Below are 13,611 nucleotides of genomic sequence, written 5' to 3'. Positions count from 1 at the left end.
GAGAAACCGATGATGGTCTGGGCAGCGCATTACCTGAGTGCGTTGGCCAAGGCGCTGATGGATGATGCCGAGTTGGGCATGATGCGCTGAGAAAGAGGCACGACACGAGATGTGTAGACAAAGCATTTCCCGCCTTTAACTTAAAGGCCCACGCCTATCGGCATCCCCAACCCCAGAAACGCAAAAGCCCCGAATAATCGGGGCTTTTGCTGAGAATATGGCGGAAGCGTAGAGATTCAAACCCTTAACTAAGGTACCCCCCTAAATTCCGGGAGACGCTTAACCTGGCAGGAGTCCTATAACACCCCATCGAGCCCAGCAATACCGGGCCCTCCGCTTCCCCGTCAACCCAATGGCCAAGTATGCACCCGGCTGCATACTTAAAATACCAAGAAAAATCATGCACTTGAAGTTGTCCGAAGCTGCCCGCGCTTTCGCGGTTATGTACGCAGGCCCAGCTTAGTCACCCTAAGTGAGCCTGGCCAACGCATAGATCGCCCAACACGACGGCACGTGGAGCCCATACCACCCTCGTTGCTGATTCCGTTCAAAATCTAGGTCGCTCAGGAGGCCTGCAATCTGGAGCAATCGTTTCCGGTGTTGCCACCAGCCAAAATACCAACGCAGTTGCCATTCGTGAGTAGCTGCTGTGGTACTGAGCTGGCCGGGCCAGCCGTACCTGCTGTCATACTACTCACAGCATTCCTGTCAGCAGCCGGAGGTATTTTTTAACGGACTTCGCGACTGCCATGATGCGGACGCTAGCCAACGCTATTGCCAGCGCCTGACGGTGACCAGGGTGGGGAAAATCTCGGCTACACGACACGTTTTCAAGCAGCTACCAGCATGATCTCCTTGGTTCCTGAAGTGCGCTCCAGCAAACCGGGATAACGCATTTCAAGTTCGATCACATCAGCCTGATAACTCAAGGCGGGCAACGCCTCCTTGCCGCGGCGCAGGAAACCCTTGAGCTCAGCAAAGCGAGGATGCGTGATCGTCGATGCCACCGCGCGGTCATTGATCAGCACGTCGACGCGCCGGGCATTGAGTGCGGTCAGATCGCTCTCCATCTGCATTACACATTCTCGGCTGTGCTTGAGTGCTCCGGTCTTCATCTGGACATGGGACAGCATGAGTCCAAGGTTGACTAGGCGATCCTGAAGCAGCTGGATTTCGCCGAGGCGCTCGATGCTGCTAGCAGGTATGGAGGCATGCTTTTCCAGCACGAGCTTGGTGAACTGATATTTTTTGTGGAATGGCTCGATTAGACTTTTGAGCTGCTGGGCATCCCCTTGCTCGCAGAACTGCTTAGCCGTTAATGCTAAGCCTCTAAAATCAGCTTCGTCCTGAAGAAGACTGCGCTCCTGGATGTCACTCACGATTTGTACTATCTGAGCGATGCCGTGTGACTGAGCTTGAATCTGCTCACTGATGCCATCGAGCTTCTTACATACGATGATGAATCCAGCGGTTGTAACTGCTAGGTTGAGGCCGGACATGACGAGGTTGGCTGACTGCAGACCTTGGAGTACGCCGATGCTCTGCTGCAACTGCCCCATACCTGTATCAAGCGAGCCCAGCCCCTTGGATAGGGTCGACTGGAGCTGATCTAGGCGCTTTCGGATCTCTTCACTATCGCTGGGAAATACCAAGTGGCCGACGATTTGCCCGCCCTTGCCGGTGCCACTGGCATGGCGGACAACCCCACCACAGAGTCGATATAAGCCCAGCCGGATCTTCTCCATCACATCTGGAAGATCGGGTAATGACCGCACTAATGGGTCAACGTTTATAGGCATGCGCGCAAGCTCTCTTGATAGGCGGTGAGATCGGCATCGAAGCGGGTTCTACGAATCTTGGCGACCTGAAGCACTGCCGGGACAGTAATGCGAAAAGCGGGCGACGCAGCCTGAAAAATGGTCGCTCCTGCTGCTGCCACCGCCAGAGGAGGGGCAGCTAACGTCACCAAGCGACCTCCGATCAAGCCTGCAATGGTTGCGGCCCCGCCGCTTGCTGCAAATCCGCCTATAGTGCCGGCCGTTGAGACCAGCAGTCTCACGACCTGACTCACTTGCGCCAACATCGCTGCGTAGTCAGAAAAGCTCTTGACTTCAGAGTATTTGCTGATGGCCAGGCGCATGACCATGTCTTCGACATCAAACACGTCATGAAAGGCTGTGGGCTTACCGTCCAGCTTTTTCGCTACATCAGTGGCAAGCTCCGTGTACTCCACGCTGCTTGATCTGAACATGTTGGCGATGCTGTTGCTCCCGAATGCACGAATCTCGCTATCAAGAATCTCTGGGATAGCCTGGAGCGTGCCTTTTGACCGGTGCGTAACGATGGAGGCTTTTATTTTGCTGTCAAGCGCCACTCTGCCCTTACCGTTATCTGTGATCAGATCTGCCAACACATTCAGATCGTCTGAAGAGGCACCGGATAGCAAGTCAGGTAGGGGGAGATTCCGGGGAACAACAATCGCCATGATTTCACCTGTTTTGTGGATTCAGATACTGCGACGTTGCTGGATACGAGCAGACCTTCAGCTGACTAATGCACTATAGCGATTGGCCATCATGATGTCCTGCCTATCCATCAATGGCAAGCAGCCCCACTGTGTAAGCGCAGCGCTGTGCTTCAGAGCTCAAATTGTCGGTCGAATGCAGCGGCGGTTCACGGACGTTGGGACGAATTATTGGCCGTAGCCAGGAGAGCTGAACGGAGTTCATCACAGCAAATTTCGATGACCATGCTCTCCTCCCGGTCACCAGCTCCTCAGCTCCCCTCAACAATGGTTTCAGACCACAAGATTGAGGTCTCGTGAAATGGTTGCCCGATCATTATCCCGTCTATCTCGACCCAATGCAGTGCTTCCGGGAGCAGGCGCGTTGGCATCGGACGCAAAGCGAATGGGTTATGGAAAAGATCGTGTCCCAGGAAGTGGTGTAACTCATCATGGCTCTTGCCATTGAGTTCGCCGTTTAGTTGATCACAGCTGACAGCTTGGCTTGTGGATTATCGCTGACCGCTTCGAAGGCCTCCAACTGCATGTAACGTCTTTGCAGGCACCACTCGTCGTTCTGCTCCAGCAGCATCGCGCCTACCAGCCGTGTGATGGCCGGATCGTTGGGGAAAATCCCCACGACATCGGTGCGGCGTTTGATTTCAGCGTTGAGCCGTTCAAGCGGGTTGGTGCTGTGTAACTGCTGCCGGTGCGCCTTGGGAAACGCCATGTGCGCCAGAACTTCATCCTCGCAGCCGTCCATGAGCGTTGCGATCTTGGGGTACTTTTCGCGCAGTTGATCAGCGACCAAGCGCCATTGTTGATGGCATTCGGTGCGACTGTCCTGGGCAAAGACCGTGCGTAACAACGCCGCCACCATCGTGCGCTGACCTTTGCCGACGTGGGCCATGGCATTGCGCATGAAGTGGACGCGGCAACGCTGCCAGGTCGCGTTGAATACCTTGGAAACAGCCTTGAGCCCTTCGTGGGCGTCGGAGATGACAAGCTTCACGCCCCGCAAGCCACGTCGCATGAGGCTGCGCAGGAAGTCTGTCCAGAACGGCTCAGCCTCTGACGGCCCAACCCGCATGCCCAGGACTTCGCGGCCACCGTCGGTGTTCACGGCCACGGCGATTATTACGGCGACCGAGACGATGCGCCCGGCCTCCCGCACCTTGACGTAGGTGGCATCGATCCAGAGATAGGGCCAGTCGCCTTCAAGCGGGCGATCAAGGAAAGCGTGAACGCGCTCATCGATCTCACCAGCTAGCCGTGAAACCTGGCTTTTGGAGATACCGGTCATGCCCATGGCCTTGACCAGCTCGTCCACCGAACGCGTTGAAACGCCTTGGATGTAGGCTTCCTGGATCACCGCCGCCATGGCCTTCTCGGCGGTACGTCGGGGTTCGAGGAAGCCAGGAAAGTAGCTGCCTTGGCGCAGCTTCGGGATCTTCAGGTCAACGTCGCCGGCGCGGGTTTGCCAAAGGCGATCACGGTAGCCATTACGGCTATTTGTCCGGTCTGGGCTTTTGACATCGAAGCCCGCGCCGCACAGGCCTTCGACATCGAACTCCATCATGCGCTGGGCAACGAACTGGATCATTTGCTTGAGCAGATCAGCGTCTGCCCCTTTCTCAACCAACTCGGTCAATGCGATAGTGGGCTTGGTCATCGTGGTTTCTCTGGTGAGTGTTTGGTCTTCGCAAACTCAACGTTAGCCAAGAACCACGATGACCATCCTCTTTCGCCCGCAGGGCGCCTTCGGCTGGTTCAGTTACACCACTTCCCGGGACACGATCGCCTCATGTGTAATCTGGACTCTGACCCCCTAGAGTGTCGCTCCTGCTGTTCTTCCTGCAGGGCAGCCTTTTTCTGGCCCCAAGGAAATCCCACTCATGTCAGGGAAAAGAGTTCGGGGTTGATCACCACGCTGCTAGACAGCAAGCCTAACCTGAGAGATTATCATGGCGTCAGATTATCGTAAAATTCAATAAAGACTCTCATGAAAGGATGCACTATGAGCCACCTGATCACCGACCCATCGATCCTGGAACAATTCGCCACCCTTCTTTTCAATATAGATCATAAAGAGCAGCAGTCCGCCCGGACACAAGCTGCAAACCTGTCAATGAATGAACCGAATGTTGTAAAGCTGTTGTTGAACTCTCTGAGTCCTGGCAATCAACTACTGACAACGCTGCGCGATCGAGCATTGAATTATCACAGCGCCCAAGTTGCTTCCAATCCAAATCAGAATCTAAATGACAGCATTGCTGCGACTTTGCATGCAACGTTTACGTATTTGGATGTCAACCCTGCTCCGCAATCCAACTATGATTTCGAGGCATTCGAATTCAGCTTAGACAGTCTATTGATTTAGAAAACCACTTAAACTTTTCCACCCTTGGTGTTCAAGAGAGAATTCATCCGTTGTTAATTTGGAGGAATGGAGCGGCGAGTGCCACTTCTTTGCCCTGAGCAACGCCACCTCTGGGAAACAACGGCACTTGCAGCGACCGTTGGGAAGGGTGACTTCATGGCCGCTTGAAGGGTTAGAGCGGCCTACAGATCAAGGGGAATGGGCCCACTGCTTTAGACGGCTTAGGGCATCAGAGGTCGTAGTACCGCTTTGAGCTGGCTTCTTCCGACTTGAAATGCTCCCGGATCTTTTCACTGAACATGCTGAGAGAAACAATATTCTCCTGCATCAGACAGATAGGCTCGACCAAGGACGGCTCGCTTGGATAGGTGTTTGTGTACGTCACCTTCAGCGTGTCCTTGTCTCGGTAACCACTGAAAGACGGCAGTAGCTGGATTTCCAGGTCAAGGCCAGTGACCTCTGTAGGAGCGCCCACCGACTGGATGAGCCCTACGTATACCTTTCGGTCACTCATGGTGATCATCACAGCCCTTTTGAATGCAAACGCATCCATGATCTTGCAGCCAATCGGACTGTGGCGGAGGGTTTCACGAGTCAAAAAGCTATGAAGCTTCGCCTCGTCTTTCGACTTCAAGTACGCCTTTAGACCACTTTTGGATCGAGCAGCCCAGACAAAGGGCATGATCAAAGTGACTATGCCCGTCAGGAAGCCAAACACGGTGGCCTGGCCGCCCTCCTGCGTCGTGACAAGCTTGGCATCGAGCAGAAGATGACCGATCCACGATAAATAGTCCGTGCTGAAATCATGACACCCCGAAAGAACCGAGTGCGGATTGCCACCATCCAAGCAGATCTGGCCCCAGCTATGGGAGAAAACCAATGACACGATCCCAACAACCAAAAAGGCCGCTATAAGGCACTGAAGCCCAAAGCGCCCGGCCTGAAGGTAGAGCAGCTGGCCTTCGTACCGGTGCAGTTTGTAGTAATTCAGGGGGTCATACAGACAAACGAGAAGACCACTGACAAGCAGCGGCAGAATGAGCAACAGTGCCATGAGGAAGGATCAATCAGCCTTTAACCAATTTTTGGCCAGATTCGTGCAGCTCTTTCAGCTGCTGCTCAAGGTCAGAAGAGTCCATGGACACATGGCCATCTTTGGCTTCAAGGGTGTCGATTTCACGCAACGCTGCCATGAAGGCCTCGTCATCCTTTTTTTGCGACTCGCTTCTGTTACCAATGCGGCTGCGAAACATAGACGTTTCCGATGATGAAGGGGTTGTCACACACGAAGGATAGCATGAATACCACAACCCCAGCACAGCGGGTAGCGGCTGAATCGTCGTGAAACACTTCAGTGGTTGGCCGCGCCGCCCTCAGTAGCAACAGCGGTTTCGACATTCCTGGCAACACCCTTGATGGCACCTCCCGCCTCCCCGACCCACACCGGTGCGAATTGCTCCAGCACCGCAGCAACCTGTACATCGACATCGAGCCCCTTCTTGACCCGCACCCGGGCGAGCTGCTCAAGCATGCTCTTATAACCGCCTTGCGCGACCTGATGCACAACCAAGCTGTGCTGAGCAATCCCGGTCGCATCGAATAAGATGTCCAGCTCAACCTTGTTGTTGACCCTCAGCAACACACGCCACATAAAACGCGGTAGCGACTTATAAAGGGTTGCTGCAGGATCAATACCCCAGGTTGGGTAATCGCTACGGGCCGATATCTTGTAGTCGTTAGCGGTCGTCAAGAAGATATCCCACTCACCCTTGGCCACACGGCCTCGCCGCGCCTGCTCAATGAACTTATCCAGCGAGAACACGGTGTCGTGGATCAACGAGTAGGGAATTCGGATCTTGTGATACAGCGGGAGAAGAACGAAGTTGATTTCCGCAAAGACCTGGTCTGAACCCGAGGTTTTCAGCAGGTTGAAATCCCCTGGGTGCGCAACACCGAAGTCGCTATTGACAGGGGGATTCCAGATCATCCGGGCAAAAGGCCCAACTTGGTCATCATGCCCGTAGAGCTTATCGATCCGCGTCGAGCGTAACTGAAGCCCAGTACGGAGGTGAGGGATCGGCGGGCCCTCGTCGAGCGAATACCCCGTCACAGCCACGGCATGCTGGCCAACCTCCTTTAGCTTCTCCCCATCCCATTCCTTCAACGTATAGACCAGGACTGATGGGATGCGCCCCCTCAAGAAGGCATAGGCCAAACCATTGAGGTCATAACGTGCAGGGGAGCCAATGACCATAGGTTCCAATCCAACACGGCGGACAGCGTAGGCCATCTGGCTTGCCGTCAGGCCGTTGTTGGGGAACGCCCGAGAACTCACCGCGCCTAGATTTTCAGGCATGTGCTCAGCAGCCCAATTTGTGATCTCAACAGGCGGGGGTATCGGGTGTTGGAATAGCTTGCCTGTACCTTGCAAGCATGACCACAACGCACTCGTTGCGCATGCAGCCACAACGGTATCCTGCTCCTGGTAAGCCAGACTTCTGACCTTAAGCTGCATGCCGAACAGGTTGACGTCATAGGTGCGCAAACACGGAAAATGTCTACGCCCGGCATCATTGGGATATGTCCTGAGGCAGGTACGGCCGACCACTGATTGCGGCAACGGCTTAACGACTACAAAGCCAAGGTACGCATCTTGAAGGGATTTCTCCTGAGCACATCCCTCACCTGCCGTGACGGCCGTGACGAACACGTCCTCATCGAATTCCAAATCGAAGAAATGTAAGCGTAGTGTACGCCGCCCGTAGTTCTGGAAGCACCGGTCGTAGTACGCCGCATAGTCCTCAAGGTAGTCGCGGTCGATGTAGTCTTCCTCGACCACGATCGTCTTAGCGCCCAGCTCCTCGAAGTACTCCTTGAAGTAAACAAGGTGCAGCTTTTTAGAAATCCATTTTTCGTCCGCAAAGGTAGACCCTACGGCCAAACACTCAATGAGCTTTTCGACGCTGTACGGATAGAGCTTATAGGCCAAGATTGGTCTACCCCACGGATTGATTTACCCCACGCGGGTAGTCAGATAGCCAGCCCCGGCGCCGATTGCTCGGTCAACCACGACTATAGGTTTATGCAAATCATCTCGGTCGACGGATCGAGAACGATTTAGCTCACTGATGGCCTGGCGGGCCTCAGCTGCAGCGTTGCTCAGAGCCTGGCTGCCCTCCTCGGATTGCAACCACTCAGCAATAGCCTCCAAGTCCTCAGCGGACAGGGAAGACACCGCAGCCTCTACAACTGCAGCGCGTGACTTAGGCTTGTTCATGGGCAAAACACCGGAAAAGGAAATGGTATGACGGGCATGTTCAGGGTAGCAGCCAAGCCGAAAAATGATCAACTCGATTTCACTCTGTTTCGCCGATGGATAGACCGAATGGCTCTCACGTCATCAGCACGGGCACCGGTGCGAGATAGCAGGGAGGCCACGAGATGCGCAGTCATAGTGCAAAGCAGTCCATCAACTGGGGTGACCAGCAATGCGGGCGGAGCCTAGACGATAGCGTCGCTGGTTGCCAGGAGAAAATCGTAACAAACCGGGCTTTCCGGTTCTCTCGCCGCCTCGTGATCAGGAGCGATACGTCGTGCTGGAGAGGATCGAGCGCTTTCTGAGCAGCTCGCACCATCGACAACCAGGATCCCCACGACAGTGATGCGTGCTGCTCTCCTCTGCAGCGTTAGCTTGGGCGCTGCAACAACAGTGGCTTCCGCTTGAAAAGCTGATCACAGAGCCGCTGTAGCATCCGAAACGGCACACTCATACCAATTACGGAGGGATTGTGCTGCCGACTAATTGCGTGAACCAGCCCATCCGGATCGAGCACGCACAGTGCCCCAGCACAACACCCCAGGCTCCAAGGCGTCCGTGCCGAATTTGCGCGCCGAGGGTTTGATCACATCGAGCTCGTCCAAATTGTCTCACGCTAGGCTAATCACATGCTGTTCACGACGGTTCATCGCTCTTCTCGGTTGAGCACGCAACTGATCCTGCATCCAAGCTCCAGCCTGATCAAACTCGGCCGTCATCGCATTAAATTCGCTATCGATCAGAAGACTCGCCACGGTATACAGCCGTTTTCTCTGCGGCTTCGCGAGCCTGCTGCTCAGCATACTCTTGAAGCCAGTTCTGACCGTTGTCGAGCGTGATGAAAGCCATGCGTTTTGCTGCATCCAGGCTGTCTTGCCATCTTGGGAAAGGCGGGCTGAAGCCGTCTTTATGTATCAGGTTCACACGCCATCTTCCGCGGCTTTGCGGCGTGATCGTAAGGGTGAAATCTTCCAAGCGTGTCGTGTAAGAACCATCCCCGAGTTGCGACCACGGCGTGTTGCTGTATGTGCGCAACAACCTGCGCTGGAAGCGCACAGCCTGCTGCACCAAGGCCATCAGCTCGCCTGACGGTTTGATCTGGCCTTCCAGAGCGCGATTAATGCCTCTGAGGATCGTGGCCGCGGTGCGGTAGTCGCCGAGGGAGCGCATGCGATCCATCAGCCCGGCAGCTGACCAGCCAAGCTCATCCAAGGAAACGCGCAGCTCCTGGGCTAGTTCTGTAGCGGTACGCTCGGAAATACTGACTACTTCCTCTTCCTCATGCATGCGAGCACCCTGTCACTATGAAAGTGACAATATGTCACATGACAAGTGACTTTTCCACAGATAATTTTACCCGCTTAAAGTCCGATATCTGAGGCAAAAAGCTGGTCACGTTGGGTGTCATTTAGTAGCTCTGCAGGAAGCTTTCTGAGCAAGGCGCCAGACAGATGGATACGCAGCCGCTCAGGCATTTCTAGCTTTCCAGACTCCCCTTCATTCAGCCGCAAATCAGGCGTATTCCTGATGAAAGCAAGGACAGTAGGGCCGAACACCTTCCGCAGCATTGGCTTCCTAAAATTACAGTAAGCCGTGCCGTTGACGGTAAAGATCCTTCCCCACTTGGTCGCCTTGCGATTAAGCGGAAAGTCATGACCACGATAGAAATCGTCCTGTGCCTTAATGAGCAGGTGCCTTAATTCATCAGCTCCAAAATATTTTAGGGCCTGCTTCCACAGCTGCCCTTCCATCTCAATGGGGAGGGTCATCATTATTTCATCCAGCCAATAATCAACTCAGTCAGCACATCTTGCATGTCGACCCCTCGACGCACACACATGGCCTTGAAGTCATCATGCAAGGGCTTAGGGATGTTCGCATTGACGCGCTTGACTGGGCCCTCTTCCAAAAGCGGATCCGCCAGCTGGCCGCGCAGCCAGAAGGCACATTCGGGACGATCATTGAACGAAATAACCATCTTCCTATAACGATCGGTAACTTCAACCAGCTGGACGGTCTCACCCAGTTGGTCAAGCACATAGCGGGTACCTAGGCGATACCCCAGCAGTTTGGCTTGATGGCTCAAGTCATCAATATCGTACAATTCGGTGCTTACAGCATGAGCGTCGATAAAGGCATACAGGGCCTGCTGAACCGCATCCAATGTGTCGCTGTCGAGATCCAGGCTCGACCGATCAAGGAAGCGCTCGTCTTCCAAAGCATGTCGGTAATAGTCACCGTCGACGAAAAACTCGACGACGATGAAGTTGATGCCATCTTCGGAATCGTGTTCGACACTCTTGATGATGATATTCATGTCATCTCCTAACCTTTTTATGATCATATAATCACATGATCATAAGACGAGATCAAGGACTACCAAGCAACGGATATGTTAAAGGGCGCCACACGCTGGGGACTGTATTCCCCCAGGATGATAAAGCGAGCTTTTCAGCCGCTTGTAGCCCGTACGCTTAAAGCTTGAGCCTAGACGCGTGCGGGCCTCTATAACAAGGGTAGGTCGGTTCTGAGAAGCTATCGGAGTGATCCTCCACCACGCTTCGTACGCGCTCCTTTTTTATCAAGTCACATGAATGCCGAAGTACTGAGCCACGGGCGATCCGCTTCAATGCAGATGATTGGCTGTGAGGTAGGTCAATTTGACGGCCAGACGCCGAAAATCTCGCAGACTCTGACGGCCTCCATCAGAGCTGAAAGTGGCGATAACGTACCGGCTGTTTTCAGTCGTAATCACCCAGAACCGCCCCTCCCTTGCTATGTCCAGCACATCGGATGTGCGAATGATGTGGCCATCCGCAAAACGACCTAGCGAGTCCTTTCTCACATGTCCGAATACTACGCCCACGGCAGCTCGCGCGTAGATGATCACGCCTGTGAGATAGGCCGTAACAGGCTTCGTGAAACCTTGGCTTTTCGCCTTCATGATACGTTTGAGATCAAATTCAGAATGGCGCTTCCAGTGGCATTCGACCATTACAGTGTCAATCATTGCCGCTCCTTGCTCGATTCATTAGCCACCCGGTGAATCGCTGGCGACCTGCCTTAGCCATCTCGGGGACTTGTAAACCAATTTTTTGACGTGTAAAGCAAAGAGGTTTACACATCAAAAAAATGGTTTACACCTCAGCCTTAAACAGCAAGGTAAAGGTAGCATTCGTTTGGTATCAAAACCGCTTACCGCCGGTGAAATTACCAAACGAATCTTGGCATTAGGATGCAATGGAAGCTTGAAAATCACGAACATGTCGCAAGTGGTCTCACCATTCGGCGTATGTATTCAGGGTGGCACGCGCATTACTGCGCCGACGCCACTGTCTATCGCCAAGGCGCTGCGATACCCTTTGGCGCTCAATTTTCTTGCCCCCTGTCCAACCACATGCCATTGAATCGTAAGCAGCCCATTAGGGAGGTCTTCCCTCGCAAAAGACTACGCAAGGAGGAAGCGGCTCAGACCGAGCCTACGTCAGTCCTTTCCTACGCTCTTCTCATTCTCTACGTGCTGGCAAGCGTGTCATCGACGAAAGACTCGATGCTGCTCATGCCGAACAAAGGTATCCAGCTGCCGCTAGTAAGCGTGACGGTATCTGTGGCGGGATTCTACTTCTTGAGCCCACTGATCGTATTGGCTGGCCACCTTGTGACCTTACGAAAGCTTCCGAAGATGTTCCCCGGGCTCAAGTCTGCAGCCCCGAACAACGCTTCGGACAAACTCAGTCGTCGTACTGACTTGCTCATGCTGATTTGCCTGCTATCTGCGGGCCCCGGCACTCTGATCTACATTCTTACCAAATTTACTGCGTACCAGAGCCCCCACCTGTTCTTAATTCAAGTAGCGGCGCTTTACTGCGCTTGCTACGCCGCGCGCATCCGCGGTCGAGAGCTACTAGCCACGCACTTGAGCAGCGGCACCCGTACGAGCACCCGATGGCTTCGACAAATCGGGTCGGGTGTATTCGAGATGTGGCTGCTGGTGTGCGTCGATGTGATTTTCTTGCCCGCACACCTGTCTCCAGTGCTTTGGGTCAAAACCCATACCTACTGGCTAGACAACGAAGACGGTGGGACTGTCGCGTGGGTTCCTCATATCGCGATTGACCGCGGCGAGCGCTTGTGGAGCGGCCCCTCCAAGACGGATGCCGAGCTTGCATCCTACTCAGGCCATGCTGACCCCAAAGAGTATTTCATGGTGCGCGAGGTAGCGATGGATCTGCGCTCGCGCAATCTACGATACCTCGACGTCAGCTTGCAGGTGATCCCTCGTATCTGGGCGCATAACGCTGATCTCGCCGGCGCGAATTTCGCCTTTTCTCGCCTCTACGGATCAGTCTTCGTCAATACCACGCTGAACGGGGCCAATTTCGAATTGGCTTCGTTAGACGGCGCGACATTCATGAACATGGATTTGGTAGCCACCGATTTCGCCCAGACGAGCATGAAAGGATCGTACTGGGACAATGTGACGGTGAGAAACGCCAAATTCGTCAATGCCGACCTTACGCTCTCGTCATTCTTCAACACCTCTTTCGATAATGTCGCTTTTCTGACGACTACACTCCAGGCGACCTCGCTGTTTGAAGTCAAAGGAGGAGAAGGTACGCTGACCTTCACTGCGCGTGAGCCCTTCAAAATCTTGTCGCTAGCAGAATCAGACGACTGGCCACAGGGTAGCGACTCCCCTTTCGAAGTGAACCCTCAAGCTGCGCTTGAAAGCCTACGAAGTGAGCTGTGCAAGCCTAAATTGAGCCCCGACTGGGCTTATGCATGGGGCTTATTCATCCAGACGAAACTTCTCATCGCGCGCACCGAACCCGAGGTTACTGAAGCGCTGCAGGATTTCATGAAAACCAAAGGATGCGAAGGCCTGCCTGATCGAGGATTCAAGGAAGATGCCATGGGCATACTCGCAGCCGCTGCTAAGGACAAGGCCGCTAAGGACAAGGCTTCTCATGAAGACAAGGGCTCACCCGCTTCTAAGGCTGGCAGGGAGCCACCACCTCACCTTACCTCCGAAAGTACACAGAGTGTCGAGCCATTAAAGCCAGTCGAGTCGGCCATTCCCGACAAGGCACCAGACCCGATTCAGGCAAAAGAGAACCAAAGCCGCACGGCGCTGAGCAAAACGATTAGCAGCCGGGCATCCTCACATAGACGAGGAATAGACCCAGCACGAGCAAGCGCGAAGGCTCATGCCTGCCCTGTACTTTCGCCTGCTAAACGCCTGATAAACGCAGAGTCGACAAAAATATTTTTAGGCAACTGTAGGACATAAACGCCCTCCCGGGAGGGTTCCTACGCCCCCAGGGGGGATGACCTTCAGTACTCCCTCCCTGGCGACGCCAACGTCCTACAAAGTATACCGAGCGTTAATAATACCCACTTTGGAACACATCC

General features: G+C 54.1%; 12 protein-coding genes. 2 read left to right on the top strand and 10 right to left on the bottom strand.

The window, feature by feature from the left end; all coding sequences use genetic code 11:
* Nucleotides 1–830: 830 nt before the first annotated feature.
* The 3 genes from EGJ09_RS12350 to EGJ09_RS12340 all read right to left on the bottom strand — a co-directional run bounded on the left by EGJ09_RS12350 (nt 831) and on the right by EGJ09_RS12340 (nt 4,175).
* On the bottom strand, nt 831–1,799 hold the full coding sequence (locus EGJ09_RS12350) for a hypothetical protein (protein ID WP_125923935.1): 969 nt from the start codon (nt 1,797–1,799) through the stop codon (nt 831–833).
* Nucleotides 1,790–2,485 (bottom strand): hypothetical protein, encoded by a 696-nt coding sequence (locus EGJ09_RS12345; protein WP_125923934.1) that lies wholly within the window; start codon nt 2,483–2,485, stop codon nt 1,790–1,792. The genes EGJ09_RS12350 and EGJ09_RS12345 overlap by 10 nt, the downstream gene beginning before the upstream one ends.
* A 496-nt stretch (nt 2,486–2,981) precedes the next feature.
* Complete coding sequence (locus EGJ09_RS12340; RefSeq protein ID WP_125923933.1) at nt 2,982–4,175, bottom strand: IS256 family transposase; 1,194 nt, start codon at nt 4,173–4,175, stop codon at nt 2,982–2,984.
* A gap of 345 nt (nt 4,176–4,520) precedes the next feature.
* On the opposite strand from EGJ09_RS12340, the gene EGJ09_RS12335 reads away from it, so the two are divergent.
* Nucleotides 4,521–4,883 (top strand): hypothetical protein, encoded by a 363-nt coding sequence (locus EGJ09_RS12335; RefSeq protein ID WP_125923932.1) that lies wholly within the window; start codon nt 4,521–4,523, stop codon nt 4,881–4,883.
* 229 nt (nt 4,884–5,112) lie between these two features.
* Here the strand turns inward: EGJ09_RS12335 and EGJ09_RS12330 are convergent, their stop codons facing one another.
* The 7 genes from EGJ09_RS12330 to EGJ09_RS12300 form a co-directional block, all read right to left on the bottom strand.
* Nucleotides 5,113–5,937 carry a hypothetical protein gene (locus EGJ09_RS12330; RefSeq protein WP_125923931.1) on the bottom strand — a complete coding sequence of 275 codons (825 nt, stop codon included), beginning with the start codon at nt 5,935–5,937 and terminating at the stop codon, nt 5,113–5,115.
* A gap of 13 nt (nt 5,938–5,950) precedes the next feature.
* The gene (locus EGJ09_RS12325; RefSeq protein WP_125923930.1) at nt 5,951–6,136 is read right to left on the bottom strand and encodes a hypothetical protein; all 186 of its coding nucleotides are present in this window, start codon (nt 6,134–6,136) and stop codon (nt 5,951–5,953) included.
* A gap of 98 nt (nt 6,137–6,234) precedes the next feature.
* Nucleotides 6,235–7,872, bottom strand: coding sequence for a hypothetical protein (locus EGJ09_RS12320; protein WP_125923929.1), 1,638 nt, complete (start codon nt 7,870–7,872; stop codon nt 6,235–6,237).
* 1,059 nt (nt 7,873–8,931) lie between these two features.
* Nucleotides 8,932–9,486, bottom strand: coding sequence for a hypothetical protein (locus tag EGJ09_RS12315; RefSeq protein ID WP_125923928.1), 555 nt, complete (start codon nt 9,484–9,486; stop codon nt 8,932–8,934).
* Nucleotides 9,487–9,560: 74 nt separating this feature from the next.
* The gene (locus EGJ09_RS12310) at nt 9,561–9,971 is read right to left on the bottom strand and encodes a hypothetical protein (protein ID WP_125923927.1); all 411 of its coding nucleotides are present in this window, start codon (nt 9,969–9,971) and stop codon (nt 9,561–9,563) included.
* Nucleotides 9,971–10,516, bottom strand: coding sequence for a plasmid partition protein ParG (locus EGJ09_RS12305; protein WP_158621134.1), 546 nt, complete (start codon nt 10,514–10,516; stop codon nt 9,971–9,973). Before EGJ09_RS12305 ends, EGJ09_RS12310 begins: the two co-directional genes overlap by 1 nt.
* 309 nt (nt 10,517–10,825) lie before the next feature.
* A complete protein-coding gene (locus EGJ09_RS12300; protein ID WP_125923925.1) occupies nt 10,826–11,209 on the bottom strand; it encodes a hypothetical protein in 384 nt (127 codons plus the stop codon).
* Nucleotides 11,210–11,749: 540 nt separating this feature from the next.
* Here EGJ09_RS12300 and EGJ09_RS12295 point away from each other — a divergent pair.
* Nucleotides 11,750–13,489 (top strand): pentapeptide repeat-containing protein, encoded by a 1,740-nt coding sequence (locus EGJ09_RS12295; protein ID WP_158621133.1) that lies wholly within the window; start codon nt 11,750–11,752, stop codon nt 13,487–13,489.
* The last annotated feature ends 122 nt before the right edge of the window (nt 13,490–13,611 follow it).

The organism is Pseudomonas sp. p106 (genome assembly GCF_003936645.1).
Lineage (GTDB): Bacteria > Pseudomonadota > Gammaproteobacteria > Pseudomonadales > Pseudomonadaceae > Aquipseudomonas > Aquipseudomonas putida_E.
This window is presented reverse-complemented; position numbering and strand designations above follow the sequence as displayed.

Coding starts and splice junctions, on each gene's coding strand:
- EGJ09_RS12305 (WP_158621134.1), bottom strand. CDS start 10,516: ATGAATATCATCATCAAGAGTGTCGAACACGATTCCGAAGATGGCATC.
- EGJ09_RS12335 (WP_125923932.1), top strand. CDS start 4,521: ATGAGCCACCTGATCACCGACCCATCGATCCTGGAACAATTCGCCACC.
- EGJ09_RS12310 (WP_125923927.1), bottom strand. CDS start 9,971: ATGATGACCCTCCCCATTGAGATGGAAGGGCAGCTGTGGAAGCAGGCC.
- EGJ09_RS12295 (WP_158621133.1), top strand. CDS start 11,750: ATGCTGCTCATGCCGAACAAAGGTATCCAGCTGCCGCTAGTAAGCGTG.
- EGJ09_RS12325 (WP_125923930.1), bottom strand. CDS start 6,136: ATGTTTCGCAGCCGCATTGGTAACAGAAGCGAGTCGCAAAAAAAGGAT.
- EGJ09_RS12345 (WP_125923934.1), bottom strand. CDS start 2,485: ATGGCGATTGTTGTTCCCCGGAATCTCCCCCTACCTGACTTGCTATCC.
- EGJ09_RS12330 (WP_125923931.1), bottom strand. CDS start 5,937: ATGGCACTGTTGCTCATTCTGCCGCTGCTTGTCAGTGGTCTTCTCGTT.
- EGJ09_RS12315 (WP_125923928.1), bottom strand. CDS start 9,486: ATGCATGAGGAAGAGGAAGTAGTCAGTATTTCCGAGCGTACCGCTACA.
- EGJ09_RS12340 (WP_125923933.1), bottom strand. CDS start 4,175: ATGACCAAGCCCACTATCGCATTGACCGAGTTGGTTGAGAAAGGGGCA.
- EGJ09_RS12350 (WP_125923935.1), bottom strand. CDS start 1,799: ATGCCTATAAACGTTGACCCATTAGTGCGGTCATTACCCGATCTTCCA.
- EGJ09_RS12300 (WP_125923925.1), bottom strand. CDS start 11,209: ATGATTGACACTGTAATGGTCGAATGCCACTGGAAGCGCCATTCTGAA.